The sequence below is a fragment of the Streptosporangium nanhuense genome (genome assembly GCF_059358815.1).
Genome location: NZ_JCADBG010000005.1, coordinates 300,219 through 326,913 on the forward strand (window position 1 = coordinate 300,219; position 26,695 = coordinate 326,913).

The following is a 26,695-nucleotide window of genomic DNA, read 5'->3' on the forward strand; positions in this document are numbered from 1 at the left end:
GTGCGGTCGCGGAGGGGCGGCGTTCTTCCCAATTAGCCTGTACAGCGGGCCGACTTGTGAAATAACGTAACTGAACTGAAATCGCCCGATCATGATCTCGGCGATACTGTCGCCGCACAACAGATAAGCGGATGAGAGCAGGAGACCCCCGATGCCGTCCGGACTCACAGTGGGTTTGAAGGGCACGGTGCCCGGCGACGTCCGGAACGGCTCGCCCCGTCCGGATGCCTTCCTCCTCCGAGTGTCTTCCCCTGAACACAAGGCGGTGATGCGATGACGGTCCGCCTCCTGACCAACATCGGCCGGCTCTGGACCGGAAACGACGTGTTCAGCAACGCGGCGATCCTCGTCCACAACGACCGGATCGCCTGGGTCGGCCGCGCCGCGGATCTTCCGCAGAGCGTGCCCGGCGTCGTCGACGACATCGTCGACGTCGACCATGTCGAGAACCTGGGCGGCGCGCTGGTCACTCCCGGCCTGATCGACGCGCACACCCATCCGGTCTACGCGGGAAACCGCTACGCCGAGATGGCGATGCGCTCCAGCGGCTCCACCCCCTCCGCGATCACCGCGGCGGGCGGCGGCATCGGTTCCACCGTGACGGTCACCCGCGGCACCGACCCCTGGACGCTCTGCAACGGCGTCCGCGAGCGACTTCGCGACTGGCTGCTCAGCGGCACCACCACCATCGAGGCCAAGACCGGCTACCACCTCACCCGTGACGGCGAGCTGGCCGACGTGCGACTCCTGCGCGAGCTGGAGAAAGAGCCGATGATGCCGCGGGTGCACGTGACCTTCATGGCCGCGCACGTCGTCCCGCCCGAATACTTCGGCCGCCAGCGCGACTACGTCGAGGCCGTGGGCGCCTGGTGCGCCGACGCCGCCGCGGCGGGAGCCGACGGTGTCGACGTCTACTGCGACGAGGGCCACTTCACCGCGGAGGAGGCCCGCTGGGTCCTGGCCTCCGGGCGCAACGTCGGCCTGCTGCCCCGCCTGCACGCCGGCGCCTACACCCGGCGCGGCGCCGTCCAGCTCGCCGCCGAACTCGGCTGCGCCTCCGCCGACCTGCTCCACCACACCACCGACGAGGACATCGCGATCCTGGCCCGCTACGGCGTCCCCGCCGTGGTCTGCCCCGGGACCGCCCTCCAGCGTGGCAGCCTGCCCCCGGTCCGCCGGATGCTCGCCCAGGGGGTCACCGTGGCCCTCGGCAGCGACCACAACCCGGGCCACTGCGGCATCACCTCGATGTCCCTGGTCATCAGCCTCGCCGTCGCGGCCTTCGGCATGAGCGTCGGCGACGCCCTCCGGGCCGCCACCCTCGGTGGTGCGACGGTCCTCGGCGCTCCCGATCGCGGTGTTCTCGCCCCCGGCCGCCTGGCCGACATCGTCCAGTGGGACGCCGACCACGAGGGCGCCTTCGCCTGGTCCTTCGGCCTCAAGCCCCGCCGGGTCTGGCGCGGCGGCACCCCCGTCCAGTAGACCTCCCCCTTTCCGGAGTATCCGCCTTCGCCCTCGCCCGCACGGTTCCTCAACGCTCGCGCGGTCCTCGCCGTTCGCGCGGTCCTCGCGGTGTTCGCGAGGTTCGAGGTTCGCGGTGTTCACGGTTTTCGAGGTTCACGGTTTTCGCGGGGGAGGAACCCGGCCCCGTCTCCTTCGTGTGATCTCCACCCCGTAACCTCTGGACATGTCTCCACGGGTCGCCGTCGTCACGGACTCCACCGCCTACCTCCCGCCGGAGGAGGTCTCCCGCGGGGGAATCGTCGTGGTGCCGCTCCAGATGATCGTGGGAGGCAGGGCGCTCGACGACATGACGCGGACCGAGGGCACGAGCGTGGGCGACGCGCTGCGGGAACGGGGCCAGGTGACGACCTCCATGCCCGCCCCGCGCCGCTTCACGGACGCCTACGCCGAGGCGGCGGCCCGGGGCGCGGCCGGCATCGTCTCCATCCACCTGTCGGCTGAGATGTCCGGTACGGTCGAGGCCGCCCGCGCGGCGGCGGAGCATTCCCCCGTTCCGGTCGACGTCGTCGACAGCAGGTCCATCGCCATGGGCCTCGGGTTCCCCGTCCTCGCCGCCGCGAGCGCCGCCGCGAAGGGCGCGACCCGGACCGAGGTGGCGGACGCCGCCCGCCGCCGCGCGGAGTCGGTCCGCAGCTTCTTCTACGTCGACACCCTGGAGTATCTCCGCAGGGGAGGCCGGATCGGCGCGGCGGAGAGCCTCCTCGGCTCGGCGCTGATGATCAAGCCGATCCTGCACATCTCCGACGGCACGATCGTCCCCCTGGAGAAGGTCCGTACGGCGAGCCGCGCCATCGCCCGCCTCGAGGACCTCGCGGTCGAGGCCGCGGGTACGGACCCGGTGGAGATCGCCGTCCAGCATCTCGCCGCCCGCTCCCGCGCGGAGGCTCTGGCCGTACGACTGCGACAGCGTGTTCCCTCCCTCGCCAAGGTCGTCGTCGTCGAGGTCGGCCCGGTGATCGGCGCACACGTCGGCCCCGGCATGCTCGGCGTCACCGTCTCCGCCGGAGAGCCCCTGGTGTCCGCCGATCCGTGAGGTTCACCGGTCTGTGAGAACACCCGATCCGGTCCGTGCGGCCCGCTGTCCACAGAACGCGATTCGGTGAAAGTGTGCTCGCCGCCGCCTCCGTAACGTCCTGCGGGTGCGGACCACAGGCCAGAACACCGAGCGGTTCCAAGCCGAGTCGCGGCTGCGGAGCCTGACCGGGAGCGGATCACCCGACCCGGTGCCCCCGCCATGCCGTCCGGACGGCACGCCGTGTGCGGGCAGGCACGCGCGGTCCGGCGGCCGGGCCGAGCCAAAGGACGCGGTCGTTCACGACGCTTCCTTCGCGCGTACGCGTTCGGCGCCGATCCCTCCGTCCTTCGAGGCGCTTCGCAAGGTCGTGACCACCCAGAAGGCCGCGATCGGTCCTGACCGCCCAGGGCTGCGCCTCCTGCTGCTCGTCGCCCTCGTGGCCACCGTCGCGGGCGGTGTGTACGCCTGGCGCTCCCAGCCGGAGCCCGAGCCCCTGGCCCCGCCGATGCCGGTTTCCGGGTCCCCGCTGTCGGCGCCCGTCACCGCTTCGCGGCAGCAGTCCGCGCCGGTCGCCGAACTGACCGTCCACGTGACGGGCAAGGTCCGCCGCCCCGGGGTGATCACATTGCCCGGCGGTTCGCGGGTCGCCGACGCGGTCCAGGAGGCCGGGGGTGTCCGTGGAACAGCCGTCACGGGTTCCCTCAACCTCGCGCGCAGGCTCGTCGACGGCGAGCAGATCGTCGTCGGCCTTTCCGGCGCGGCCGCCGTCGCGGCGGCGCCCGGCACGGTGAATCCCCCGGATCCCGCCACCGCCGTCGTCGACCTCAACACCGCCACCCCCGAGCAGCTCGAGCAGTTACCGGGCGTGGGCGAGGTGCTCGCCCGGCGCATCGTCGAATACCGCGACGCGCACGGCGGCTTCCGCTCCGTCGAGCAGCTCCGCGACGTGAGCGGGATAGGCGACCGGAAGTACGCCGAGATGCGTGACAAGACCCGTGTCTGACGCCCCGGCCACGAGGACGAGCTCCACCACACTCGCCGCCCCTGACACCTCGGACGGCCCCGGTGGTCACGGCGGGTCCGGAGGCTTCGGAGAGCCCGGACGGGCTGGAAGGTCCGGCGGGCCGGGCGGCTCGGGAGACTCTGACGGTTCCGGGAAGGGGTGGCGTGCGCACGCCACGCAGCTGGTCCTGCCGGCGGCCGTCTCGTGGATGACCGCTCTCGTCCTGCTGGGCTGCTCGGCCGCGACCGGTGCGGTGACGGCCGGCCTCATGGCCGCGGGTGCCCTGGCCGTGGCCGTCCTGACCCGGGCCAGAGAGGCGACGGGCCGGCGGAACGCGGTGATCGCGGTCCTGGGGTGCGCCGCCGCGGTGGCGGGATCGGTGGCGTTCCGGGTGCACGCGGTCGGCACGGGGCCGGTCGCCGAGCTCGCGGGCAGGAACGCCTCGGCGACGGCCGAGGTGGTGGTGACCGACGACCCCAGAGAGACCAGGCAGAAAGGAGGGCCTTTCCCGCGAGAGGGTTTCGTGGTGCCCGCCCGGGTCGAGTCGGTCGGGACGGGAGCGGGCAGGGTGGCGCTGCGGGCCCCGGTGGTGCTGTTCGCCTCCGGCGCGGAGTGGCGCTCCCTGCTGCCCAGCCAGCGCGTGGAGGTCAGGGGGCGCTTCGGCAAGGCTGACCCCGGAGAGCTGCTCGCGGCGGTGGTGCTGGTCAGGGGGGCACCACGAGTCCTGAGCGGGCCCTCCTGGGAGCAGCGCGCGGCCGGGGCGCTCAGGTCGGGGTTGCGGGAGGCGGCCGACGTGTTGCCGCCGGCGCAGCGCGGGTTGTTGCCCGGCCTGGTGGTCGGCGATGTGTCCCGGATGGACGAGCAGGTCAAGGCCGACTTCAAGGCGGCGGGTCTCAGCCATCTCCTCGCGGTCTCCGGCGCGAACCTCGCCGTCGTGGCGGGGGCGGCGATCGCGCTGGCCAGGACGGCCGGGCTGCCCCTCGCGGCGCGGGCGGTGCTGGCGATGGCGGCCATGGTCGCCTTCGCGGTCGTCGCCCGGCCCTCGCCCAGCGTGCTGCGGGCCCTCCTGATGGGCGGGGTCGCCGCCCTCGCCCTCGGCACGGGCCGCTCGCGCGACGGCGTCGCGGCCCTGTCGGCGACGGTCCTGGGGCTGGTCTTCTTCGTCCCCGGCCTCGCCCGCTCCTACGGCTTCGCCCTGTCGGTCTCGGCCACCGCGGGCATCCTGGTCCTCGCCCCGGGCTGGCGCGACCGGCTCTCGGCCCGCATGCCCCGATGGCTCGCCGAGGCGACCGCCGTGGCCGCCGCCGCCCAGGCCGCGGTCACCCCCGTCCTGGTCCTGATGTCGGGGCAGCTCGCACCGGTGGCCATCCCGGCCAACCTGCTCGCGGGCCCGGCCGTGGCCCCGGCCACCCTGCTCGGCTTCGCGGTGGCGTTGATCGCGCCCCTGCACATGGGGCTCGCCCAGCTGCTGGTCCGTCCGGCGGGGCTGGCCACCGGATGGATCATCGAGGTGGCCGAGCACACCGCGGCGCTCCCGCTGGGCGTGATCCCGTGGCCGGGCGGCGTCACCGGGCTGCTCCTGCTGGCCGCCGCCGTGCCACTCGCCGTGCTGGTGCTGCGGCACCGGCGGCCACGACTGATCGCCCTGGCGGCCCTGGCCGGGCTGGTCCTCGCCGTGACGGTGGCCGTGCCGATCGTGGCACGCTGGCCGCCTCGCGGATGGCTGCTGGTGGCCTGCGACGTCGGCCAGGGAGACGCCCTGCTCGTCGCGGCGGGGCCGGGGCGGGCCGTGGTGGTGGACGCGGGGCCGGACCCGGTGCCGGTGGACCGCTGCCTGCGCTCCATGGGGGTCGGGGAGGTGCCGCTGGTCATCCTCACCCATCCGCACCTCGACCACGTGGGCGGTCTCGACGGTGTCCTTCGCGGGCGCGCCGTGGGAGCGGTGGTGGTGACCCCGCACGGTGCCGGAGAGCGCGAGGGGGTGAGGCTGAGCGCTGATCTGGCCCGGCGCCACGTGGCCGAGTGGGCGGCGAGGCCCGGCGCGAGCTGGCGGTTCGGGCCCTCGGAGCTCACCGTCATCGGCCCGGCGGCCGAGGCCTCCCCGCCCGGAGCGGGGGAGGGGGCGGCCGTCAACAACGCGAGCGTCGTGGTGCACGTCCGCTGGGCGGCGGGGGCGGCTCTGCTCAGCGGCGACATCGAGACCGAGGCCCAGGCGGAGCTGCTCCGGCGTGGCCTGCCGCCCGCCGAGATCCTCAAGGTCCCGCACCACGGATCGGGCAGGTACGACCCGGCCTTCCTCGCCGCCTCCGGCGCCCGTGCCGCTCTGATCAGCGTGGGGGCGGACAACGGCTACGGCCACCCCGCCTCGTCGACCCTGGCCGCGCTGCACCGGCTCGGCGTGCGCGCCTACCGGACGGATCTGTCGGGCGACCTCGCGGTGGTGGTCCGTGAGGGGGCTCTGGCCGTCGTCGCCCGGGGACGCGCGGCCCCGTTGGCGGGCGGCCCGGGGCCCCACTGGCGGACGGTCCGGATGGACGGGGCCGGTGCGGGGTCAGGCCCCGGCTCTGGCCGGGCGGTGGGGGGCGGTTCCCGGCTCTGGCCGGGAGGCGCGGGTCAGCTCCCGATCCTGGCCGGACGGCGGAACTCGGTGTTCACGTCGGCGGCGTAGACCGACCGGCTGCAGCGCGCGCAACGGTACATGATCGGGCCCTCGTCGAGGGACGTCCCGCAGCGCGGGCAGGCGTGGCGGCGAATAGTGGAGTTTGTCATGGTTCTCACCTCCTGTGCTGTTCTCAGGGTGCCTCCCGGCACCTGCATTCCGATTGCGAACGACTTGCCGGCGGCTCATCCGGTCACCGGGACATGGCATGCTGCTCGACATGGCGGCAACCGATCCGGCACCCGTGATCCTGATACTCGGCGACGAGGAACTCCTGGCCGACCGCGCGGTGAGCGAGGTGACCTCGGCGGCCAAGGCCGCCGACCCGACCGCCGAGGTGCACGATCTCCCCGGTTCGAAGATGGAGCTCGGAGAGCTCACCCGCATGACGTCGCCCTCGCTGTTCGGCGACAGGTCCGTGGTGGTCGTCCGCTCGGCCCAGGACCTCGGCAAGGACGTCATCGCCGAGGTCGTCTCCTACGCGGCCCACCCGGCGGACGAGACCGTGCTGGTCCTCGTCCACCCGGGGGGCGTCAAGGGGAAGGCCCTGGTCGACGGGCTCAAGAAGGCCGGAGCCCAGGTGGTCTCCGTCACCAAGGTGACCAAGGCGGCCGAGCGCCTGGCGTTCGTCAAGGCGGAGCTGAAGCGGGCCGGCCGCACCATCGGGGCCGACGCCGCCGCCGCGCTCCTCGACGCCGTGGGCAACGACCTGCGCGAGCTGGCCGCCGCGTGCAGCCAGCTCGCCTTCGACACCCCCGGCAAGACGATCGACGAGGCCGCCGTCGCGCGCTACCACCGGGGCAGGGCCGAGGTCAGCGGGTTCACCGTGGCCGACTCGGCCGTCGAGGGGCGGCTGGGCGACGCCCTGGAACAGCTGCGCTGGGCGCTCTCGACCGGTACGGCGCCGGTCCTGCTGGTGAGCGCGCTCGCCGGTGGGCTGCGCTCGCTGGCCAAGGTGGGAGGCGCTCCCCGCAACCTCCGGGGCGGCCAGCTCGCCGGCCAGCTCGGCATGCCGCCATGGAAGATCGAGCGGGTCCAGCGGCAGCTGAACGGCTGGGGTCCCGAGGGCCTCGCCCGTGCGATCCAGGCCGCCGCCCTCGCCGACGCCCAGGTGAAGGGTGGCGGAGCCGACCCGGCGTACGCGCTGGAGCACATGGTCCAGACCGTGGTCGCCAGCCGCACGGGGCGCTAGGCGCCGCCGGGAGGATCGGGAAGAGCCGGGGTGAGACGCGCGGGACGGGGCGTCAGACACGCGGGGAAGAGACGCGAGGCGGGGCCGGGTGTGCAGGGGAGAGTGAGCCTGAGACGCAAGAACGCCGCATCCCCGAAGGGTGCGGCGTTCGCGAAATCTGGAACTACTTGGCGGCCGACAGGGCGGCGGCGCGCTGGGCGATCGCCGACTTGCGGTTGGCGGCCTGGTTCCGGTGGATCACGCCCTTGCTGGCAGCCTTGTCCAGCTGGCGGGAGGCGGCGCGCTGCAGCACGACGGCCTCTTCGACGTTGCCCTGGTCGGCGGCCTCGCGGAACTTGCGGATGGCCGTCTTCAGGGAAGACTTGACAGCCTTGTTGCGCAGCCGGGCCTTCTCGTTCTGCCGGTTGCGCTTGATCTGGGACTTGATGTTCGCCACGAAGAAGCCTCGGTGAATGTCGTTGGATGGGGCGCGCGGGCAGAGAGGGCGCGCCACACGCAGTTGACTAGGCTACCAACTGCCGTGGTCGACACTCAAATCGACGGGCCGGGCAGAAGGATGCCTGATCAGTTTAGCGTGTGATGATGATGGCTCGGACCGGAATCCTCACGGCTTGAACCAGAACTTCTCGTACTCCGCCCAGTCCTCCTTGGTGGCGGCGAAGTCGACGTAGAGCGCCAGGCCGAAACGCTCGCGCGGTCTGCCGTAGGAGGTCAACGCCAGCCGGGCGCCCCTGGCCGCGTTCTCGACGCTCTCGGCCTCGTCGGCCCAGGGCACGCCGTGGTCGTGATAGGCCGGGGCGCCGATCAGCACCGTCTTCCCCTCGGGGACGAGCTCCAGCGCCAGCGAGCTCTGCCGCACGACGTAGCCGCCGTAGACGGAGGGGAAGGGGAGGTAGGAGTCGTAGGTCATGATCGCGACCTGGTCGGTGAGCTTCGCCACCTGGCCGAAGTAGCCGGGCGACCAGTACTTGTCGCGGCCGGTGGCCGCGCGCGCCGCCGGGCGGACGAGCGGGAACGGCTCGATCTGCGGGGTCGAGGTGGAGAGCAGGCCGTCGCCCACGATCGCGCGGGTCCGGGTCAGCAGGTCGAGGAAGTCGGTGTCGCCGTCGCCGATCGGCTCGAAGTTGTAGTGGACGCCGTCGAAGCCGAGCGTCGTGATCGCGCGGGCGCCGTCCAGCACGCGCTGCCTGGAGGCCGCGTCGTCGAGGTCCAGGACGCCGTCGACCTTCTGGCCGAGCCAGGCCGACACCCTGACCTTGGGAAGTTCCTCGCGCCACCACTTCAGGAAGTCGGCCGCCTTCGGGTACTTGCCGGCGGGCAGTGTCCCGTCGGGGTCGAACGGGCCGGAGTGGACGTACACGTCCTTGATCCCGGTCTTTCGCAGCCGGGCGGCGAGGGCGCGCACGTCGCCGGCCGTCTTGCGGCCGTCGACCCACGCGTGGCCCAGCCACAGGGCGTCGTGGCCGGTCGTCTTGGCCCATGGGGCGGGTGTCCCGGTAAACTGCAGGGTGAGGGTGGCCACGGCCACCCCTGGAAGCGCGAGGAGCAGGGCCGCCACCATAGCGAGGAACCGCAGGCCGCGCCGTGCTCTGGTCCGGGCAATCACCCGGACATGTCACCATGGAAGACGGCTGGCATGCCAGCCGTGTGATCGTCATCAATCTGTTGAAACGGACCCCGGTGCGCATTCAGCCTGGCCAGACCGACCCCGCTGTGCTCCGCAACTTCTGCATCATCGCGCATATCGACCATGGCAAGTCGACGCTCGCCGATCGGATGCTGCAGATCACCGGAGTCGTCGACGACCGTTCCATGCGTGCTCAGTATCTCGACCGGATGGACATCGAGCGCGAGCGCGGCATCACGATCAAGTCGCAGGCGGTCAGGCTCCCGTGGAAGGTCGGCGACACCGACTACGTCCTCAACATGATCGACACCCCCGGGCACGTCGACTTCACCTACGAGGTCTCCCGGTCGCTCCAGGCGTGTGAGGGCGCGATCCTGCTGGTCGACGCCGCGCAGGGCATCGAGGCGCAGACGCTGGCCAACCTCTACCTGGCCATGAACAACGACATGACGATCATCCCGGTGCTCAACAAGATCGACCTGCCGGCCGCCCAGCCGGAGAAGTACGCCGCGGAGATCGCCCACCTCATCGGCTGCGAGCCCGAGGACGTGCTGAAGGTCTCCGGCAAGACCGGCATCGGCGTCCGCGAGCTGCTGGACCACGTGGTGGCGAACGTCCCGGCCCCGGTCGGCGACGCCGAGGCGCCCGCCCGCGCGCTGATCTTCGACTCGGTGTACGACACCTACCGCGGCGTGATCACCTACGTCCGGGTCATGGACGGCCACCTGGGCAAGCGCGAGCGCATCCTGATGATGTCGACCACCGCGGCCCACGAGACGCTGGAGATCGGCGTCATCTCGCCCGAGCCGAAGATCGCTGACCAGGGGCTCGGCGTCGGTGAGGTGGGCTACCTGATCACCGGCGTGAAGGACGTCCGCCAGTCGCGGGTCGGCGACACGGTGACCTCCGTGACGCGTCCGGCGGTCAAGGCGCTCAGCGGGTACGAGCACCCCAAGCCCATGGTCTTCTCCGGCCTGTATCCCATCGACGGCGACGACTACCCCGACCTTCGCGAGGCCCTGGACAAGCTCCAGCTCAACGACGCCGCCCTCGACTACGAGCCGGAGACCTCCGCGGCCCTGGGCTTCGGGTTCCGCTGCGGCTTCCTCGGCCTGCTGCACATGGAGATCGTCCGCGAGCGGCTGGAGCGCGAGTTCAACCTCTCGCTCATCTCCACCGCGCCCAACGTCGTCTACCGGGTGATCATGGAGGACGGCAAGGAGGTCGTCGTCACCAACCCCTCGGAGTTCCCCACCGGCAAGGTGGAGAAGGTCTTCGAGCCGATGGTCAAGACGACCGTGCTCGTCCCCTCGGAGTTCATCGGCGCCATCATGGAGCTCTGCCAGAACCGCCGGGGCAACCTGCAGGGCATGGACTACCTGTCCGAGGACCGCGTCGAGATCCGCTACACCATGCCGCTCGGCGAGATCATCTTCGACTTCTTCGACCAGCTCAAGTCCCGTACGCGCGGCTACGCCTCGCTGGACTACGAGCCCTCGGGCGAGCAGGAGTCGGACCTGGTCAAGGTCGACATCCTGCTCCAGGGCGAGGCCGTGGACGCCTTCAGCGCCATCGTCCACCGGGAGAAGTCGTACGCCTACGGGGTCGAGATGGCCAAGAAGCTGCGCGAGCTCATCCCCAGGCAGCAGTTCGAGGTGCCGATCCAGGCGGCCATCGGTGCCCGGGTCATCGCCCGTGAGAACATCCGCGCCATCCGCAAGGACGTCCTCGCCAAGTGCTACGGCGGCGACATCTCCCGTAAGCGCAAGCTGCTGGAGAAGCAGAAGGAGGGCAAGAAGCGGATGAAGATGGTCGGCCGCGTCGAGGTGCCCCAGGAGGCGTTCGTCGCCGCGCTGTCCACCGAGTCGTCCACGGACAAGGCCAAGAAGTAGAACGTGCGGGCGAGGCCGCAGATGACCCAGATCCTGCGGCCTCGCCCGGTATGAGGGGATCGCTCAGCGCAGGACGCTGTAGAGCGCCGAGGTGAGCGACGCCTTGCTGTCGTCCTGGTCGATGGACCACATCATCGAGCCGCCGAGGCCCTTCAGGCGGATGTAGGCCGCCTTCTGGAGCAGCGAGGCCGGGTCGTCGTAGGACCAGAACTCGTTGCCGTCGTAGAGCCACACGGACCCGGTCAGCAGGTCGCGGTAGCGCTTGCCCGGCTTGTTCACGAGGATCTTGTAGTCCTCGCTTCCGGCGGCGAAGGTGCCGGGAGCGGGGCCGGTCGCGGTGCCGTACAGGCCGTTCCTGCCGCCGGTGACGCCGGTCCAGCCCTGGCCGTACGCGGGCACACCCACCACGATCTTCTTGGCGGGCGCGCCGCGCGTCAGGTAGTCGCGGACGGTCTGGTCCACGCTGTACTTCACCGGGTTGGGGTCGCGCCGGTCGTTGAACAGGTTGCCGTTGTGGCCGGTGACGGTCTCCCACGATCCGTGCAGGTCATAGCCCTGGACGGTGGCGAAGGTGAGCTGCCTGAAGACGTCGCGGACCTCGAAGCCCGCGTCGATCTTCGCGGCGGCGGCGGGCAGGAAGGCGGTCAGCTCGCTGCGCCGGTCGAACTCGTTCATCTGGCGGCGGAGCTCGGTGACGAACAGGGTGAAGTTCCGCTTGTCCTCGGGACGGATGATGTTGCCGACCTCGCCGGAGGAACCGGGCCACTCCCAGTCGAGGTCGATGCCGTCGAACACGCCCGCCCCGGTGCCGGCCGCGGTGCCGGGCAGGTTGCCCTTGAGCCACAGGTCGATGCAGGAGGAGGCCAGCTTGGCGCGGCCCTCGGGGGTGAGCACCGCGTCGGAGAAGTACTTCGAACCGGTCCAGCCGCCGAGGGAGATCAGCGCCTTGAGGCCGGGGTGCTTGGCCTTGAGCTTCTTCAGCTGGTTCAGGTTGCCGTTCAGCGCCTGGCCCTCGGCGTCGGCGACGCCGTCCACGCTCTGCTCGGCGGGCACCGGGCGCTGCCAGTCGGCCCACGGGTCGGGGGAGTAGCAGTCGCCCCCGGCGTTGACGAAGCCGAAGGCGTAGTTGATGTGGGTCAGCTTGGCGGCGGCGCCGCTGGTCTCCATGTCCTTGACGTGGTAGTTGCGACCGTAGACGCCCCACTGGATGAAGTAGGCGACCCGCTTGTAGCGGTCACCGTGTCCCGGGGAGGTCTGGGCCTGGGCCGGGGCCGGTAAGGCCACCGCCGCGAGACCCGCGGCGAGGGCTGCCGCGATCACTTTACGGAGGAGTCTCTGCACGGGCTTCTCCACTGCTTGGAATAGTAACTTATAGGAAACTTTCCTTTAAGTTTTCACGGATCGTAGACCTGCGTGATCTGGCCGTCAACGGCCAACGGCGTTTTGACCGGTGGAGGGCGGGGTGCTTCGGCTAACTTCGTAAGGCATGGAGCAGCAGGCGTTCTGCAACCGATGTGGCACCCCTGTACGCGGGCTGTCGCGATGCCCCAGGTGCGGGGCGTCGACAGGGGGACAGCCTCCGCTGAATCAGTCCCCGCCGGCTCAGCCCTCGCACGGCGTTCCCCCGGGCGAGACCCGGGTCCCGCCCGGCGAGTGGCGGCAGGATCCCGCCGACTGGCAGCAGCACCTCCCTCCGGAGGAGCGGCCTCCCCAGCGGGACGAGCGGCCCTGGCAACCCCCGCCGAACCGGGGCCGGGACCGCCCGCCCCGAGCGGATCGCAAGGTCTGGCCGCTGGTCGCGACGGCCGTGGTCCTTGCGACGGCGCTGGCCGCCGCCGGGGCCTTCCGGCTCGTCCCGCGAGACGGCGGCACGTCCGTGGCGGGCGGCGTCGGGGCGGCGACGAGCGGCGACCGGGCGGAGGCCGAGACCGGGACACCCCCGGCGGGGCGGGCTCCCCAGGCGCCCCAGGACGCCGAGACCCAGGCCAGGGTCCTCGACGCCCTGCTCGCCGACAGCGGCGGCTCCAGGTCGGGTCTCGGCTCGGCCCTCGACCAGCTGCGCTCCTGCGAGGGCACCGCCACCGGGCTCGCCACGCTCCAGCGGATCACCGCCGCCCGCCGCGAGCAGGTGGTCCAGGTCAACGCGCTGAGCACCGGCGAGCTCGACGGCGGCGACGCGGTCAAGGCGCGCCTCACCAGGGCCCTGACCGCCTCCTTCGACGCCGACGAGGCGTTCCTCGCCTGGGCGACCCGTCAGGAGGCCGGGTGCGGCCGTGCCTGGAGCGGCGACGAGGACTACCGGCGGGGCCTGGCCTTCTCCGGCGAGGCGACCACGGCCAAGCGGGGCTTCCTGAAGCTGTGGAACCCCCTCGCCCGGCGGTACGGCCTGCCGGTGCGGGACGAGCACGAGATCTGACCCCCGGGAGCACCGGTCACGTCGGACCTCGGCGTACCGCGCGGCGGGGGAAGAGGTTCCGGGGGAGCGCCGGTCGCTGAGGTGCCCGGGGCTCGGCGTACCGCGCAGCAGGGGGCGGAATTCGGTCACGGAGGGTCCTGAGCTCCGGCGTACCGCGCATCGCCGGGGAAGCGGCAGACTTGGGGCGTGCCATCCACACTTCCCGACGGGGATCCCGTACCCACCTCGGGCGAGCTGCCGGAGAGCGCGCTCGCCGGGCTCGGCGAGCGGCCCTTCGGCTTCTACGTCCACGTCCCCTTCTGCGTGACCCGGTGCGGTTACTGCGACTTCAACACCTACACGGCGTCCGAGCTCGGCCCGGGCGCGTCGCAGAAGGACTACGCGGACACCGCCGTCGACGAGGTGCGGCGGGCGCGGGCCAATCTCGGCCCCACGCGCCTTCCCGTCGAGACCGTGTTCTTCGGCGGGGGAACCCCCACCCTGCTCCCCGCCGGGGACCTGGTACGGATCCTGCGGGCGATCGACGAGGAGTTCGGGCTCGCCCCCGGTGCCGAGGTGAGCACCGAGGCCAACCCCGAGTCGGTGGACCCCGCCTACCTGGCGGAGCTGCGCGCGGGCGGGTTCAACCGGATGAGCTTCGGGATGCAGAGCGCCCGCGAGCACGTGCTCCAGGTGCTGGACCGCCGCCACACCCCCGGCCGCCCCGCGCGGGCCGTGCGAGAGGCCAGGGAGGCGGGGTTCGACCACGTCAACCTCGACCTGATCTACAGCACGCCGGGGGAGAGCGACGACGACTGGCGCGCCTCGCTGGCCGCGGCGATCGAGGCGGGGCCCGACCACGTCTCCGCGTACTCGCTGATCGTCGAGGACGGGACGAAGCTGGCGGCCAGGATCAGGCGCGGCGAGCTCCCGATGCCCGACGACGACGTGGCCGCCGACCGTTACCTGATCGCCGACGCCATGCTGGCCGAGGCGGGGTTCGAGTGGTACGAGGTGTCCAACTGGGCGACCTCGGAGGCCGGGCGCTGCCGGCACAACCTGCTCTACTGGACCGGCGGCGACTGGTGGGGCGTCGGCCCGGGGGCGCACAGCCACGTCGGCGGCACCCGCTGGTGGAACGTCAAGCACCCCGCCGCCTACGCCCAGCGCCTGGCCGCGGGCACCTCGCCCGCGCACGCGCGCGAGGTGCTGGGCCAGGGGGACAGGGCGGTGGAGCGGCTGATGCTGGAGCTGCGTCTCGCGCAGGGCTTCCCGCTCCGGGAGCTGGAACGCCCTCCGGTGGTGGCCCGCGCGCTGGCCGACGGCCTGCTGGAGGTGGAGCCGTTCAAGGCGGGCCGCGCGGTGCTCACCCTGCGCGGCCGCCTGCTGGCCGACGCCCTGGTCCGCGACCTCACCTGAGGCCCGGTCCCGGCGGCCGGCCGGGTCAGCTGACGAAGCGGATGTTCACCGGATAGCGGTACGTCTCTCCCCGGTTGGCCGCCACCGCGGCGACGATCGCCATGACGATCGAGCCGATCCAGAGGAAGAACATCAGCACGAAGCCGATGAGCACGAACGCCAGGATCCAGGAGACGAAGTAGATGATCAACACCGTGAGCTGGAAGTTGAGCGCCTCGGCGGCCTGGTCGCGCGCGTAGGGCGACTCGTCCTTCTTCGCCAGATAGAGCACCAGCGGCCCGACGAAGGAGGTCAGCAGGCCCAGCAGGTGGGCGAGCATCGCCATGGTGGTGTCGTCGCTGCCGGGCCGCGGGCCGTACGTGCCGGGCGGCGCCTGGTAGCCGTATCCCTGCGCGGCGCCGTGGGAGTTGTACGCGTTGTACGCGCCGTGCTCGGGGTATCCGGGCTGGTAACCGCCCTGGTAACCGCTCTGATGGCCGCCCGCGTCGTACGGGGAGGCGGGCGGCGGCGGGTAGCCCCCGTACCTCTGGTCCTGCCCGTAGCCCTGGCCGGGCTGCCCATATCCCTGGCCGGGCTGCCCGTGTCCCGGATCGGGGTGGCCGTAGCCCTGGTTCGGCTGTCCGTAGCCCTGGCCGGGGGGCGGGGCGCCCTGGCCGGGCCACGTGTGGCCGGGCGGGGGGTCGCCGATGCGCCGGGTCCGGTCGTCGCCCGGTGGGTCCTCGGGGTTCTCGCTCATGTCCCCTCCTGAAGAATTGACGGACTAGTCATCCTCGCCGGGAGCCGTCACGAAGTCGATCAGCTCCTCGACGGGACCGAGGAGCTCGGGCTCCAGATCGGCGTATGTCGTGACCGATCCGAGAATGCGGCGCCACGCGACGCCGGGCTCCACGTCCCAGCCCAGCGCGGCGACGACGCCCTCCTTCCAGGGCACGCCGCGCGGCACCGACGGCCAGGAAGGGATCTTGAGCACATCCGGCCTGACCGCCTGCCAGACGTCCACGAACGGATGCCCGACGACCAGCACGTGCGGCGAGGAGACCCGCGCGGCGATCCGGCTCTCCTTGGAGCCGGGGACCAGGTGGTCGACGAGCACGCCCAGCCGCCGTCCCGGCCCCGGGCCGAACTCCTCCACGATCGAGGGCAGGTGGTCGACGCCCTCCAGATACTCCACGACCACCCCCTCGACCCGCAGGTCGTGCCCCCACACCTTCTCCACGAGCGCGGCGTCGTGCACGCCCTCCACGTAGATCCGGCTCTCCTTGGCGACCTGGGCCCGCAGGCCCTCCACCGCGATGGAGCCCGACGCGCTCCGCCTGGGGGCGCGCGGCGCGGCGGCGGGCCGCACGAGCGTCACCACCTTGCCCTCCAGGAGGAACGCGGCCGGCTCCAGCGGGAACACCCGGCGGCGCCCGAACCGGTCCTCCAGGGTGACGGCCTCCTTGTCGCAGGCCACCACGGCGCCGCAGAAGCCGCCGTCGGCGTCCTCGACGACCAGGTCGAGCTCCGCGGGCACCTGGGGGATCGTCCCCCTGCGCGGGCGCCGCCAGTCTCCCGCCAGAACGTCACGCTCGTACATCACCGACCGCCCACCCTCTCTCCCCGGGGATCAGGTGGGACGCTAGCAAACACCACCGTCACCCGCCGTAGGGTCCCGGCTGTCCCCACTGCCCCACCGGCACCGCGGCGGCCCGGCGCTTGCGGGCGTTGCTCCGCTTCACCAGCACGACGATCGTCACGACGATGGCCAGCAGGATCCCGACGGCGGGGATCAGGAACAGGGCGAGCACCCCGCCCACCAGCGAGTCGGCGGCCAGCTCCTTGCCCAGGCCGAAGGTCGTGCCCTCCGCGGGCTCGGCGGAGCACTGGACCTGGTAGTCGCCCGCCTGGTCCACGCCGACCCGCAGGCCCATCTCCCAGGTGACGCCGTCGGACCCCGCGACGGTCTGCTGGATGTCGGGCTTCTGCAGGCTGGGCGTGCCCGTGCCGCCCTTCAGCGTGCACTCGAACTGGGTGGGGCCGCCCGTGGCGACGTAGATCGCCGGCTTGTCCGCGGGATCGATCTTCACCGTCGTGGCCTGGCCGGGGGCGAACGTCTGCGTCGGCGCCGCGTCGGTGACCGCGCCGACGAGGCCGCCGGCGAAGCCGCCGATGCCGACGATGATGCTGACCAGGGCGATCAGCCATGCCCCGACGATCCACCCGATGCCAGGCTTGATCTTCCCGCTGGGCGGGGGCGGTCCCTGCGGGGCGCCGTAACCGGGGGGCGCGTAACCGTACGAGGGGGGCTGCTGGCCGTACTGCTGTTGACCGTACTGCTGCTGGCCATACGGCTGCTGGGGGGCGCCGTGACCGGGGTTGCGGGAGGCATCGCCCGGATAAGAACCGAAATCTTGGGACATGCCCAAATTGTGGTGGGTGCCGCTTGGATCGCGATAGCAGTTGACTTGACAACGGCTTGCCGTCATCATCCGCAGCTCTTGCTTATCGCGCCTTCCGCACCGGGGCCGTACACTTGGCACTCGGGAACACAGAGTGCCAAACCTCGTGTTTCCCTCTGAACGCAGGCAGGGAGGTGACCACGTTGGTCGACGACCGAAAGCTCGCCGTGCTCCGCGCCATCGTCGAGGACTACGTGTCCACCAACGAGCCGGTGGGTTCGAAGGCTCTCGCGGACCGGCACAACCTCGGGGTGTCCCCGGCGACGATCCGCAACGACATGGCGGTGCTGGAGGAGCAGGGCTACATCGCCCAGCCCCACACCAGCGCCGGCCGGGTGCCCACCGACAAGGGCTACCGGCTCTTCGTCGACAGGCTCTCGCAGGTGAAACCCCTGTCGAGCGCGGAGCGCAAGGCCATCGAGAGCTTCCTCGCGGGCGCGGTGGACATCGACGACGTCGTCATGCGGACGGTACGGCTCCTGGCCCAGCTCACCCGGCAGGTCGCCGTGGTGCAGTACCCCACGCTGACCCACTCGACGGTCAGGCACGTCGAGCTGGTGCCGCTGAGCGAGCGCCGGCTGATGTTCGTCCTGATCACCAACACCGGCAGGGTCGAGCAGCGCGTGGTCGAGCTGTCCAGCGTCGTCGACGAGCAGCGCGTGGCCCACCTGCGCGCGATGCTCAACGCCTCCCTCGACGGGTGCGGGCTCACCAGCGTCCCCGACAAGGTCGCCGACCTGCCGGAGCGGCTGCCCACGGAGGACCGGCCGCTCGCTGCCACTATCCTGTCAGTGCTGCTGGAATCCCTGGTGGACCGGCATGATGAGAAGATCGTTTTTGCCGGGGCCGCCAACCTCGCGGGAGCCGACTTCACCGTCGGCCTCCGCGACGTGCTGGAGGCCCTGGAAGAGCAGGTCGTGCTGATGCGACTGCTCGGTGAGACCTCGGACCTTTCGGCGCTGACCGTGCGGATCGGCTCGGAGAACCCCTACACCGGACTCCAGGGCACGTCCATCGTCGCCGCCGGATACGGTTCGGGGGACAAGCAACTGGCCCGGCTCGGTGTGCTGGGCCCGACGCGAATGGACTACCCGGTCACGATGGGCGCGGTGCGCGCGGTGGCACGCTACGTCAGCCAGATCCTGGCTGCATCATAAGAGGTCAACGAAAAGTGGCTAAGAGCGACTACTACGGCACCCTCGGGGTGCGCCGCGACGCCAGTGCGGAGGAGATCAAGAAGGCGTACCGCCGCCTGGCGCGCGAGCTGCATCCCGACGTCAACCCCGACCCCGAGACCCAGGAACGCTTCAAGGAGATCACCCAGGCCTACGAGGTCCTGTCCGACTCCAGCAAGCGGCAGATGTACGACATGGGGGCCGACCCGTTCGCCTCGGGCGGCGGCGCGGGAGCCGGAGGCTTCGGCGCGGGCTTCCCCTTCAGCGACATCATGGACGCCTTCTTCGGCGCGGCCGGTGGCGGCGGTGGCCGCGGCCCCCGCTCCCGTGCCCGGCGCGGGCGCAACGCCACCATCCGGGTCGAGCTCGACCTGCGCGAGTCGGGCTTCGGCACGACCCGCGAGCTGGTCGTCGACACCGCCGTGGTCTGCGACGTCTGCACGGGCTCCGGCGCCGCGGCCGGCACCCACCCCGACACCTGTGACATGTGTCACGGCCGGGGCGAGGTGTCCCAGGTCACCCGGTCCTTCCTCGGCCAGGTCATGACCTCCCGCCCCTGCCCCCAGTGCGGCGGCTTCGGGTCGATCATCCGCAACCCCTGCCAGGAGTGCTCCGGCGACGGCCGGGTCCGCACCCGCCGGACCATCAAGGTCCGCATCCCGGCCGGTGTCGAGGACGGCACCCACATCCAGCTCGCCGGCGAGGGCGAGATCGGCCCGGGCGGAGGCCCGCCCGGCGACCTGTTCCTGGAGATCGTCGAGCGCCCCCACGAGATCTTCGAGAGGCGCGGCGACGACCTGCACTGCACCGTGCAGATCCCGATGACCGCGGCCGCGCTCGGCACCATCCTGACCATGGAGACGCTCGACGGCGCCGAGGAGCTCGACATCCGCCCCGGCACGCAGTCGGGGCAGACGATCCCGCTCTACGGGCGGGGCGTGCAGCGCCTGAACGAGACGGGCCGCGGCGACCTGCTGATCCACGTGAACGTGGAGACCCCCGCCCGCCTCGACGCCGAGCAGGAGGGGCTCCTGAAGGAGCTCGCCAGGCTCCGCGGCGAGGAGCGCCCGCCGGGCAAGTTCGCCCCCGGCCAGCAGAGCTTCTTCTCCCGCCTGCGCGACGCCTTCAATGGCCGCTGATTCGACGGCCGCTGAACCGGCCCGCTCACAGGCCCGGCCGGGCCGTCCCGGCCGGGTCCGCCCCGACGGCCCATGACCGTCCCGGTCTTCCTGGCCGACCCCGCCGACCTGGCCAGGCCGGCGTTCGTCTTCGGCGGTCCCGAGGGGCGCCACGCGGCGGCCGTACGGCGGCTGCGGGCGGGCGAGCGGCTCGACCTGACCGACGGGGCGGGCTCCGTCGCCGAGTGCGTGGTGACCGAGGCGGGCAAGGACTCGCTCCGGGTCGAGGTGCTGCGCCGCCACGACGTTCCCGTACCCTCGCCGCGCCTGGTCGTGGTCCAGGGCCTGCCCAAGGGCGACCGGGGCGAGCTGGCCGTGGAGATGATGACCGAGGCGGGGGTCGACGTGATCGTCCCCTGGTCCGCGGCCAGGTGCGTCACCCAGTGGAAGGGCGAGCGGGCGGCCAGGTCGCTGGCCCGCTGGCGTTCCACGGCGCGCGAGGCGGGCAAGCAGTCGCGCCGCTTCCACCTGCCCGAGGTGACGGAGCTCGCGTCCACCGCGAAGGTCGCCGCCCTGCTGTCGGCGGCGGCGCTGGGTGTGGTGCTGCACGAGGAGGCCGCCGCCCCGCTGTCCGGGCTGTCCCTTCCGGCCGGCGGCGACATCGTCGTGGTGGTCGGCCCCGAGGGCGGGGTGTCGGGGGAGGAGATCGCCGCGTTCCGCGAGGCCAAGGCGGTGCCGGCGCTGCTCGGGCCGACGGTGCTGCGCACCTCGACGGCCGGGGTCGTCGCCGCGGCGGTGCTCCAGACGCGCAGTGGCCGCTGGTGACATCCCGCCGGTGACATCCCGCCGGTGCGCGGCCGGTCACCCTCCGGCGTCGTCTTTCGGCGGTCACCTTCCGGTGGCCGCCGGTCCCGGTGGATCCGTCGCGTGACACCTCCGATGACCCGTCCCGCGAAAAGGGCGAGAAGACCTTCTGAGAGGGCACGCCCCACGAGGAGGGCGGCGAGAGAACCGGTCAGGGGCCGCCGTGACCGGTCACCGCGCTAGCTCTGGGTGGGGAGCGGGATCGGGGTGCCCACCTCCGTGGGCAGGGGGGGCGACACGTCGTCCGAGGGCGCGCACCCGTCGGGCGAGCACGGGCTCTCCGAGGGGGCCGGCCTCGTCCGCGTCGGCGTCGGTGTCGCCTCGATCTCCTCGCACTTCCTGATGATCCCGCTGGGCTCGACGGTGGGGCTGTCGAGGGGGGTGGGGCAGGTGGGGGTCGGCGTCGGCGTCGGGCTGGAAGCCGCGGGCGCCCGGGTCGCCCTGGAGGTCGGCCGCGCGCTGGGCGCCGCGCTCCTGGACGGTGCGGGCCTCGGCGAGAGCATGGTGGCGCCGGGCTCGGACCTGGTGGCGGCCGGGAGCGGGGCATGATCGGACGGCGGCTGCGAGGCGGACGCCGGGGGGCGTGAGGTGGCGGACCCGTCGACGGGCGGGGTCGACTCGGTGAAGTTGACCACCCCGGACCTCACCTGACGGCCCACCTCCTCGCGGAACTGGGGAACCACCATGACGACGGTCGCCGCGACGAGGACCGCGCCCGCGACGGAGGCTCCGGCGCGCCACCAGACCAGCCGGCGGATCCCGCGCCGCTCGATGCGGCCGCGGATCACCTCCAGCCCGTCCGGGGAGGGAACGACCGAGTTCGCCTCCGCGCTGAGCGCGCGGCGAAGCAGCTCGCCGTACTCATCCGGGGAGTCGGTCATGACAGTTGCTCCAGTGAGGTTCGTAGGGCGGCCATCCCGCGAGCCGTGTGACTCTTGACCGCGCCTTTGCTGATGCCCATCGCATGGGCGATCTGCGCCTCGGACAGGTCTCCGTAGTAACGCAGGACCAGGGCCTCCCGCTGGCGTGCGGGCAGCCCGCGAAGCGCCTCGATGACGGCGGAACGCTCGAACTCGCCGATCGCCCCGTTCTCGGCGCTCGGCGCGTCGGGCATGCCCTTGGGCGCGTACTTCTCGACGACCGCCCGGTGCCGAAGCACCGAACGTGATCGGTTGACGACCGACTGTCGCAGGTAGGCCAGTGCCTTGTCGGTGTCGCGCAGTCGACGCCAGGCGCCATGGATGGCGACGAACGCGTCCTGCACGACCTCCTCCGCGGTTGCCATATCGCGGACGAGTAAGACGGCGAGACGGACAAGAGACCGATAGTGCGCGCTGTAGAGCGCGGTAACGGCCATGTCGGCATCCCATCCGACGGGCACCGCCCCGAGCGACCTGTCGGCCACGAGGGTCTCGGTGGTCACATCAGTGGGACGCTTGGCCTTCCCAGAGGGTTTACGCTCTTCCGGTTCATTAGGGGGCATGACCCAGTCGTGTCCTCGCCAGGCGGCCATATATTGCTGCGCGCAAAGGGCTGTCGTGGTTGAAGTTTTGCACACCCACCATATCTGGGTGGATCTTTGTTTGCGGACGGGAACCATCACCGATTCGCAACGTCCTCAGCGGTATGGTGCCTGCATGGTGAGCGAAGCCGACTGCCTGTTCTGCAGAATCGTGGCCAAGGAGATTCCCGCGGAGATCGTCTACGAGACCGATCGAACGCTGGCCTTCCGCGACGTCAACCCCCAGGCGCCGACCCACGTGCTGGTGATCCCCAAAGGCCACTACCGGGACGCGGCGGCCCTTGCCGCCGCCGACCACGGCCTGGCCGACGAGGTGATCAAGGCCGCCCACGAGGTCGCCCGGCAGGAGGGGATCGCCGAGCCGGGCTACCGGCTGGTGTTCAACACCGGGCCCGCGGCCGGCCAGACCGTCTTCCACGTGCACGGACACGTTCTCGGCGGGCGTGGCCTGCAGTGGCCGCCCGGCTGAAAACCGGTAGGCGCGATCTTGTCGATCGCGGCTAGCATGGCGTTGAAGTTCCGCGCCTATATCTGGAGGCGAACAGGCCGTAAGGCCCGCTCATGTCCGAGACAAACGATTCCAGCAGAACGCCGACGAGGTCCCGGGGTGCCAGCCGGACCCAGGCGAAGGTGGTTATTCCGGACGATCAGTCGATGGTCAGCCTGCTGGGCTCGCGCGACGAGCTGTTGCGCGTCATCGAGGGCGCCTTCCGCGCCGACATCCACGTCCGTGGCAACGAGATCACCGTCACCGGTAGTCCCGAGGAGAGCAGCACCGTGGTGCGGCTCTTCGAGGAGATGTCCGAGCTCGTCCGCGGGGGCGCGCAGCTCACGGCCGACGCGGTCGAGCGCAGCATCGCCATGCTGCGGATGACCTCCGACCGGCCCGCGGAGGTTCTCTCCCTGGACATCATCTCCTCGCGGGGCCGGACCATCCGCCCGAAGACCGTGAACCAGAAGCGTTACGTCGACGCGATCGACAAGTTCACCATCGTCTTCGGCATCGGGCCGGCCGGCACGGGCAAGACCTACCTCGCCATGGCGAAGGCGGTGAAGGCCCTCCAGGAGAAGAAGGTCAACCGGATCATCCTCACCCGTCCCGCGGTCGAGGCGGGCGAGCGGCTGGGCTTCCTGCCCGGCACGCTCTACGAGAAGATCGATCCCTACCTGCGCCCGCTCTACGACGCGCTGCACGACATGCTCGACCCCGACTCGATCCCCAGGCTGATGGCCGCGGGCACGATCGAGGTGGCCCCCCTGGCCTACATGCGCGGCCGTACGCTCAACGACGCCTACATCATCCTGGACGAGGCGCAGAACACCTCGCCGGAGCAGATGAAGATGTTCCTGACGCGTCTGGGCTTCAACTCGAAGATCGTCGTCACCGGCGACGTCACCCAGGTCGACCTGCCCAACGGCACCCAGAGCGGCCTCAGGGTCGTCCAGGACATCCTCGAGGGCATCTCCGACATCCACTTCAGTCGCCTGACCAGTGCCGACGTGGTGCGGCATAAGCTGGTGGGAGACATCGTGGACGCGTACGGGCGCTACGACGAGACACAGCGCCAGAGCAGCGCGGTGGAGCAGATCAAGGGCGTGGTCAAGCCGCGCCCCCGGGGGAGATCATGAGAGCGGACGGGCCGGCGGCCGGTCGAGAAGCGGTGGGCGAGCGATGAGCACGGAACGACTCCGGCGCGGGAAGCGGATCGGGCCGTGTCGCACGAACCGGTCGCGCGGCGGGCGGGGAGCGGTGAACGGACGATGAGCGTCGAGGTCAACAACGAGTCCGGCGTCGAGATCGACGAGGGGCTCATCGTCTCGCTGGCGGGGCACGTGCTGGAGCGGATGGGCATCAACCCGCTCGCCGAGCTGTCGATCCTGGTCGTCGACGAAGAGGCCATGTCGGTGCTGCACGAGCAGTGGATGGGCGAGCCGGGTCCCACGGACGTGCTCGCCTTCCCGATGGACGAGCTGCGCCCCGGTCCCGGCGCGGGGGCCAGGCAGGAGGGCGACGCGCCCACCGACCCCGCGCTCCTGGGCGACGTCGTGCTCTGCCCGCAGGTGGCCGCCAAGCAGGGGGCCGAGGCGGGGCACGGCACCGAGGCCGAGCTGGAGCTGCTGTGCACGCACGGCATCCTCCACCTGCTCGGCTACGACCACGCCGAGCCCGAGGAGCACAAGGAGATGTTCGGCCTTCAGGGCGAGCTTCTGGAGTCGTGGCGGGAGGTGCGCCCCCAGCGGTGAGCTTCGCCAACGGGTGGTTGTTCTCGGCCGTCGTCCTCGTCGTGGTCGGCGGGCTGATCGCCAGCGCGGAGACGGCCCTTACCCGCATCTCAAGGGTTCGCGCGGAGGAGTTCGTCCGTGACGGCCGCCGGGGCGCGGAGCGCCTTCAGGCCATCGTCGCCGACCCGCCCCGCTACCTGAACCTGCTGCTCCTGCTCCGGCTGAGCTGTGAGCTGGTCGCCACGGTGATCGCCACGCTGCTCTTCATCGACTGGCTCGGCGACCAGGGCTGGGCCTACACCGCCGCGGCGGCCGTCATGATCGTCGTCAGCTACGTGATCGTCGGGGTCTCCCCGCGCACGCTGGGCCGCCAGCACGCGGAGCCGATCGCGCTCGCCAGCGCGCCCCTGGTCTACGGTCTGACCCGGATCTTCGGGCCCCTGCCCAAGCTGCTCATCCTGCTCGGCAACGCCGTGACGCCCGGCAAGGGCTTCCGCGAGGGGCCCTTCACCTCCGAGGCCGAGCTGCGCGACCTGGTCGACCTGGCCGAGGAGCGCAGGGTCATCGAGCCCGACGAGCGGGAGATGATCCACTCGGTCTTCGAGCTCGGCGACACCCTGGTCCGCGAGGTCATGGTGCCCCGCACCGACATGGTGTTCATCGAGCGCGGCAAGACGCTGAACCAGGCCCTGTCGCTCGCCCTGCGCAGCGGGTTCTCGCGGATCCCGGTGGTCGGCGAGAACGAGGACGACGTCATCGGCATCGCCTACCTCAAGGACATCGCGCGCCGGGTGCAGGACACCGGTGACGACGGGCGCGCCGAGCCGGTGGAGTCCCTCATGCGCCCGGCCACCTACGTGCCGGAGAGCAAGCCGATCGACCAGCTCCTCCGCGAGATGCAGGCCCGCCAGATCCATCAGGCCATCGTCATCGACGAGTACGGCGGCACGGCCGGGCTCGTCACCATCGAGGACATCCTGGAGGAGATCGTCGGTGAGATCGCCGACGAGTACGACCAGGAGGCGCCCAGGGTGGAGCCGCTGGAGGACGGCGCGGTCCGGGTGACCGCCAGGCTCCCGGTGGGGGACCTGGAGGACCTGTTCGGCATCGAGCTGGAGGTCGACGACGTCGAGACCGTCGGCGGGCTGCTGGCGCACGCGCTGGGCCGGGTGCCGATCGCCGGTTCCCAGGCGGTGGTGGAGGGGCTCAGCCTGACGGCCGAGAGCCTCGCCGGGCGCCGCAACCGGATCGGCACGGTCCTCGTCACCAGGGCGGTTCCCGCCGAGCCCGACTCGGTCTCGGCCTCCGCCGACCAGTGAGGGCCTCCGGGCCGCCACGGCGGCCCGGCAAGCGCCCGGCGCGGGTGGTCCGGAGTGGGTGATCCCGCGGTGGGCGGGCCGGAGTGGGTGATCCCGGCGGGCGATCGGTTCCCAAGCCGTCCGCAAGCCTCCTGCAAGCGGGGCGCGCGATGCTTCTCTCACGGCACCCGGTCGCGCGGGAGCCGGTGGAGAAGGTCCCGGCGCCCGGAGGGGTTCGCGGTGTGGGGGACCGGCTCCAGGGGGAGACAGAGTCACGCAGAGCTCCGAGGCTGTTCTGCGTCACTCGCTCAAGGGTGTTCTCGACCGTGAAATGCGGTTGAGGGCACCCTTAGGCGTTTGTTGAATGATTGCCGCTTTTGCCGACGGGGAAGAAAGCGAGTCGGCGGGGACGGGACACCTCGCTCATGACATCGGGGGAATGCTCATGGCGCGGGGAACGAATTTTGTCGTTTTTGCGGTGTTATGTGGGCTTATGTCAATTGTTTCGGCCGGGTGCGGCGACGAGGCAGGGCCCGAGGGCGTCGTGGACCGCGCCGCGGAATTGAGCCGGCTGCGGGAGGTGCTCAGCGAGGCGCGGGACCTGCCGGACGGGTTCTCGGCCCGCCCGCGCGACGGCTGGCGCGCCCCCTTCCAGCCCGTCGACGAGGACTGCCGGCTCGTCCTGGACACCGCCGGTGGCAGGCCGCCGAAGCGGGCGCTGGGAGCGCGGGCCGCCGTGACCTACCAGGGCGACGGGGTGGGGGAACTGGCCGGGTTCGGCCTGGCCTCCTACGGCGGCGACGACGCCGCGCTCCACTTCGGCGAGCTCACCGAGGCGCTGGGCGGCTGCCCGGTCGCGCGGGCCCCCGTCGCGGGGCGCGGCACGGCCCTGAAGGTCTCCGACCTGGACCTGGGCTGGATCGGCGACGGGGTGCAGGCCAGGCGGCTGAACGGCAGGCTGAACGGATACCCGTACGAGATCCACCTGGTGTTCGCCCTCAGCGGCCACACCCTGATCTCGCTGGTGCACGCCGGGGTCAGGGACGTCGACGTCACGCGTACCGGGCAGCTGGCCCGGCTGCTGGTCGACGAGGTCGACGAGGTCGGCGCGTGAGGGGGAGCGGACATCCGGCGGGACACCGTCCTGAGGAGGCGCCGCCCGGACGGGGCCGCCGGAGCACCGCCCCGGGCGGGAACTGCCGGGACGAGGCCGTCGGGTGCCTCCGCTCGGAGGGGAGCGCCGTGTGGGTGAGGCCGCAGGGGTGCCTCTGGTCGAAGAGGGTCATCGCATGGGCGAGGCCGGGTCGCCGTGGGGGCCGGGGGCTGAATAC

Annotated in this window: 24 protein-coding genes; 16 read left to right on the plus strand and 8 right to left on the minus strand. The window is 71.6% G+C overall.

The genetic code is table 11. From position 1 onward, the window contains the following. The first annotated feature begins 273 nt into the window (after positions 1–273). The 5 genes from hutI (at position 274) to holA (ending at position 7,393) form a co-directional block, all read left to right on the plus strand. A complete protein-coding gene (gene hutI / locus AC5L38_RS13025; RefSeq protein ID WP_495243024.1) occupies positions 274–1,482 on the plus strand; it encodes an imidazolonepropionase in 1,209 nt (402 codons plus the stop codon). Positions 1,483–1,687: 205 nt separating this feature from the next. Further along, positions 1,688–2,557: a DegV family protein gene (locus AC5L38_RS13030; RefSeq protein WP_495243025.1), complete on the plus strand. Its 870-nt coding sequence runs from the start codon at positions 1,688–1,690 to the stop codon at positions 2,555–2,557. A gap of 106 nt (positions 2,558–2,663) precedes the next feature. Next, the gene (locus AC5L38_RS13035; protein WP_495243026.1) at positions 2,664–3,542 is read left to right on the plus strand and encodes a ComEA family DNA-binding protein; all 879 of its coding nucleotides are present in this window, start codon (positions 2,664–2,666) and stop codon (positions 3,540–3,542) included. Positions 3,543–3,750: 208 nt separating this feature from the next. Beyond that, the gene (locus tag AC5L38_RS13040) at positions 3,751–6,210 is read left to right on the plus strand and encodes a ComEC/Rec2 family competence protein (protein WP_495243027.1); all 2,460 of its coding nucleotides are present in this window, start codon (positions 3,751–3,753) and stop codon (positions 6,208–6,210) included. A gap of 211 nt (positions 6,211–6,421) precedes the next feature. Next, on the plus strand, positions 6,422–7,393 hold the full coding sequence (holA, locus tag AC5L38_RS13045) for a DNA polymerase III subunit delta (RefSeq protein WP_495243028.1): 972 nt from the start codon (positions 6,422–6,424) through the stop codon (positions 7,391–7,393). A 163-nt stretch (positions 7,394–7,556) separates the two neighbouring features. On the opposite strand, the gene rpsT is transcribed toward holA, so the two are convergent. Both rpsT and AC5L38_RS13055 read right to left on the minus strand, forming a co-directional pair. Further along, on the minus strand, positions 7,557–7,829 hold the full coding sequence (gene rpsT, locus AC5L38_RS13050; protein WP_389912078.1) for a 30S ribosomal protein S20: 273 nt from the start codon (positions 7,827–7,829) through the stop codon (positions 7,557–7,559). A gap of 168 nt (positions 7,830–7,997) precedes the next feature. Further along, positions 7,998–8,999, minus strand: a complete 1,002-nt coding sequence (locus AC5L38_RS13055) for a hypothetical protein (protein WP_495243029.1) — start codon at positions 8,997–8,999, stop codon at positions 7,998–8,000. 74 nt (positions 9,000–9,073) lie between these two features. Here AC5L38_RS13055 and lepA point away from each other — a divergent pair, with 74 nt between their 5' ends. After that, positions 9,074–10,912, plus strand: coding sequence for a translation elongation factor 4 (gene lepA / locus AC5L38_RS13060; RefSeq protein ID WP_495243030.1), 1,839 nt, complete (start codon positions 9,074–9,076; stop codon positions 10,910–10,912). 63 nt (positions 10,913–10,975) lie between these two features. Here lepA and AC5L38_RS13065 read toward each other — a convergent pair whose 3' ends face one another. Continuing rightward, the gene (locus tag AC5L38_RS13065) at positions 10,976–12,253 is read right to left on the minus strand and encodes a glycoside hydrolase family 18 protein (protein WP_495243031.1); all 1,278 of its coding nucleotides are present in this window, start codon (positions 12,251–12,253) and stop codon (positions 10,976–10,978) included. A gap of 145 nt (positions 12,254–12,398) precedes the next feature. On the opposite strand from AC5L38_RS13065, the gene AC5L38_RS13070 reads away from it, so the two are divergent. Together AC5L38_RS13070 and hemW are read left to right on the plus strand one after the other, a co-directional pair. Further along, entirely contained in the window at positions 12,399–13,328 is a 930-nt protein-coding gene (locus AC5L38_RS13070) for a hypothetical protein (protein WP_495243032.1), read from the plus strand. Between the two features lie 186 nt (positions 13,329–13,514). Beyond that, on the plus strand, positions 13,515–14,726 hold the full coding sequence (gene hemW, locus AC5L38_RS13075; RefSeq protein ID WP_495243033.1) for a radical SAM family heme chaperone HemW: 1,212 nt from the start codon (positions 13,515–13,517) through the stop codon (positions 14,724–14,726). A 25-nt stretch (positions 14,727–14,751) separates the two neighbouring features. On the opposite strand, the gene AC5L38_RS13080 is transcribed toward hemW, so the two are convergent. From AC5L38_RS13080 to AC5L38_RS13090, 3 genes are read right to left on the minus strand one after another with little or no spacing between them, the layout of a single operon-like run. Next, positions 14,752–15,462, minus strand: coding sequence for a DUF4870 domain-containing protein (locus AC5L38_RS13080; protein WP_495243034.1), 711 nt, complete (start codon positions 15,460–15,462; stop codon positions 14,752–14,754). Positions 15,463–15,486: 24 nt separating this feature from the next. Beyond that, positions 15,487–16,302, minus strand: a complete 816-nt coding sequence (locus AC5L38_RS13085) for a DUF3097 domain-containing protein (RefSeq protein ID WP_495243035.1) — start codon at positions 16,300–16,302, stop codon at positions 15,487–15,489. 58 nt (positions 16,303–16,360) lie between these two features. Then, positions 16,361–17,125, minus strand: a complete 765-nt coding sequence (locus AC5L38_RS13090; RefSeq protein ID WP_495243036.1) for a hypothetical protein — start codon at positions 17,123–17,125, stop codon at positions 16,361–16,363. A gap of 182 nt (positions 17,126–17,307) precedes the next feature. On the opposite strand from AC5L38_RS13090, the gene hrcA reads away from it, so the two are divergent. The 3 genes from hrcA to AC5L38_RS13105 all read left to right on the plus strand — a co-directional run bounded on the left by hrcA (position 17,308) and on the right by AC5L38_RS13105 (position 20,282). After that, positions 17,308–18,321 (plus strand): heat-inducible transcriptional repressor HrcA, encoded by a 1,014-nt coding sequence (gene hrcA, locus AC5L38_RS13095; protein WP_389912045.1) that lies wholly within the window; start codon positions 17,308–17,310, stop codon positions 18,319–18,321. A gap of 14 nt (positions 18,322–18,335) precedes the next feature. Beyond that, complete coding sequence (dnaJ, locus tag AC5L38_RS13100; RefSeq protein WP_495243037.1) at positions 18,336–19,478, plus strand: molecular chaperone DnaJ; 1,143 nt, start codon at positions 18,336–18,338, stop codon at positions 19,476–19,478. A 72-nt stretch (positions 19,479–19,550) separates the two neighbouring features. After that, entirely contained in the window at positions 19,551–20,282 is a 732-nt protein-coding gene (locus tag AC5L38_RS13105) for a 16S rRNA (uracil(1498)-N(3))-methyltransferase (protein ID WP_495243038.1), read from the plus strand. 218 nt (positions 20,283–20,500) lie between these two features. Here AC5L38_RS13105 and AC5L38_RS13110 read toward each other — a convergent pair whose 3' ends face one another. Next, the gene (locus AC5L38_RS13110) at positions 20,501–21,202 is read right to left on the minus strand and encodes a hypothetical protein (protein ID WP_495243039.1); all 702 of its coding nucleotides are present in this window, start codon (positions 21,200–21,202) and stop codon (positions 20,501–20,503) included. Continuing rightward, entirely contained in the window at positions 21,199–21,678 is a 480-nt protein-coding gene (locus AC5L38_RS13115) for a SigE family RNA polymerase sigma factor (RefSeq protein ID WP_043655278.1), read from the minus strand. Before AC5L38_RS13115 ends, AC5L38_RS13110 begins: the two co-directional genes overlap by 4 nt. A gap of 283 nt (positions 21,679–21,961) precedes the next feature. Between AC5L38_RS13115 and AC5L38_RS13120 the strand changes: the two genes are divergently transcribed. The 5 genes from AC5L38_RS13120 to AC5L38_RS13140 all read left to right on the plus strand — a co-directional run bounded on the left by AC5L38_RS13120 (position 21,962) and on the right by AC5L38_RS13140 (position 26,478). After that, positions 21,962–22,312, plus strand: coding sequence for a histidine triad nucleotide-binding protein (locus tag AC5L38_RS13120; RefSeq protein WP_495243120.1), 351 nt, complete (start codon positions 21,962–21,964; stop codon positions 22,310–22,312). 92 nt (positions 22,313–22,404) lie between these two features. After that, positions 22,405–23,472 (plus strand): PhoH family protein, encoded by a 1,068-nt coding sequence (locus AC5L38_RS13125; protein ID WP_495243040.1) that lies wholly within the window; start codon positions 22,405–22,407, stop codon positions 23,470–23,472. A gap of 132 nt (positions 23,473–23,604) precedes the next feature. Beyond that, complete coding sequence (gene ybeY / locus AC5L38_RS13130; protein WP_344742683.1) at positions 23,605–24,087, plus strand: rRNA maturation RNase YbeY; 483 nt, start codon at positions 23,605–23,607, stop codon at positions 24,085–24,087. Continuing rightward, a complete protein-coding gene (locus AC5L38_RS13135; RefSeq protein ID WP_495243041.1) occupies positions 24,084–25,385 on the plus strand; it encodes a hemolysin family protein in 1,302 nt (433 codons plus the stop codon). The genes ybeY and AC5L38_RS13135 overlap by 4 nt, the downstream gene beginning before the upstream one ends. A gap of 472 nt (positions 25,386–25,857) precedes the next feature. After that, positions 25,858–26,478, plus strand: a complete 621-nt coding sequence (locus AC5L38_RS13140; RefSeq protein ID WP_495243042.1) for a hypothetical protein — start codon at positions 25,858–25,860, stop codon at positions 26,476–26,478. Positions 26,479–26,695 lie beyond the last annotated feature (217 nt).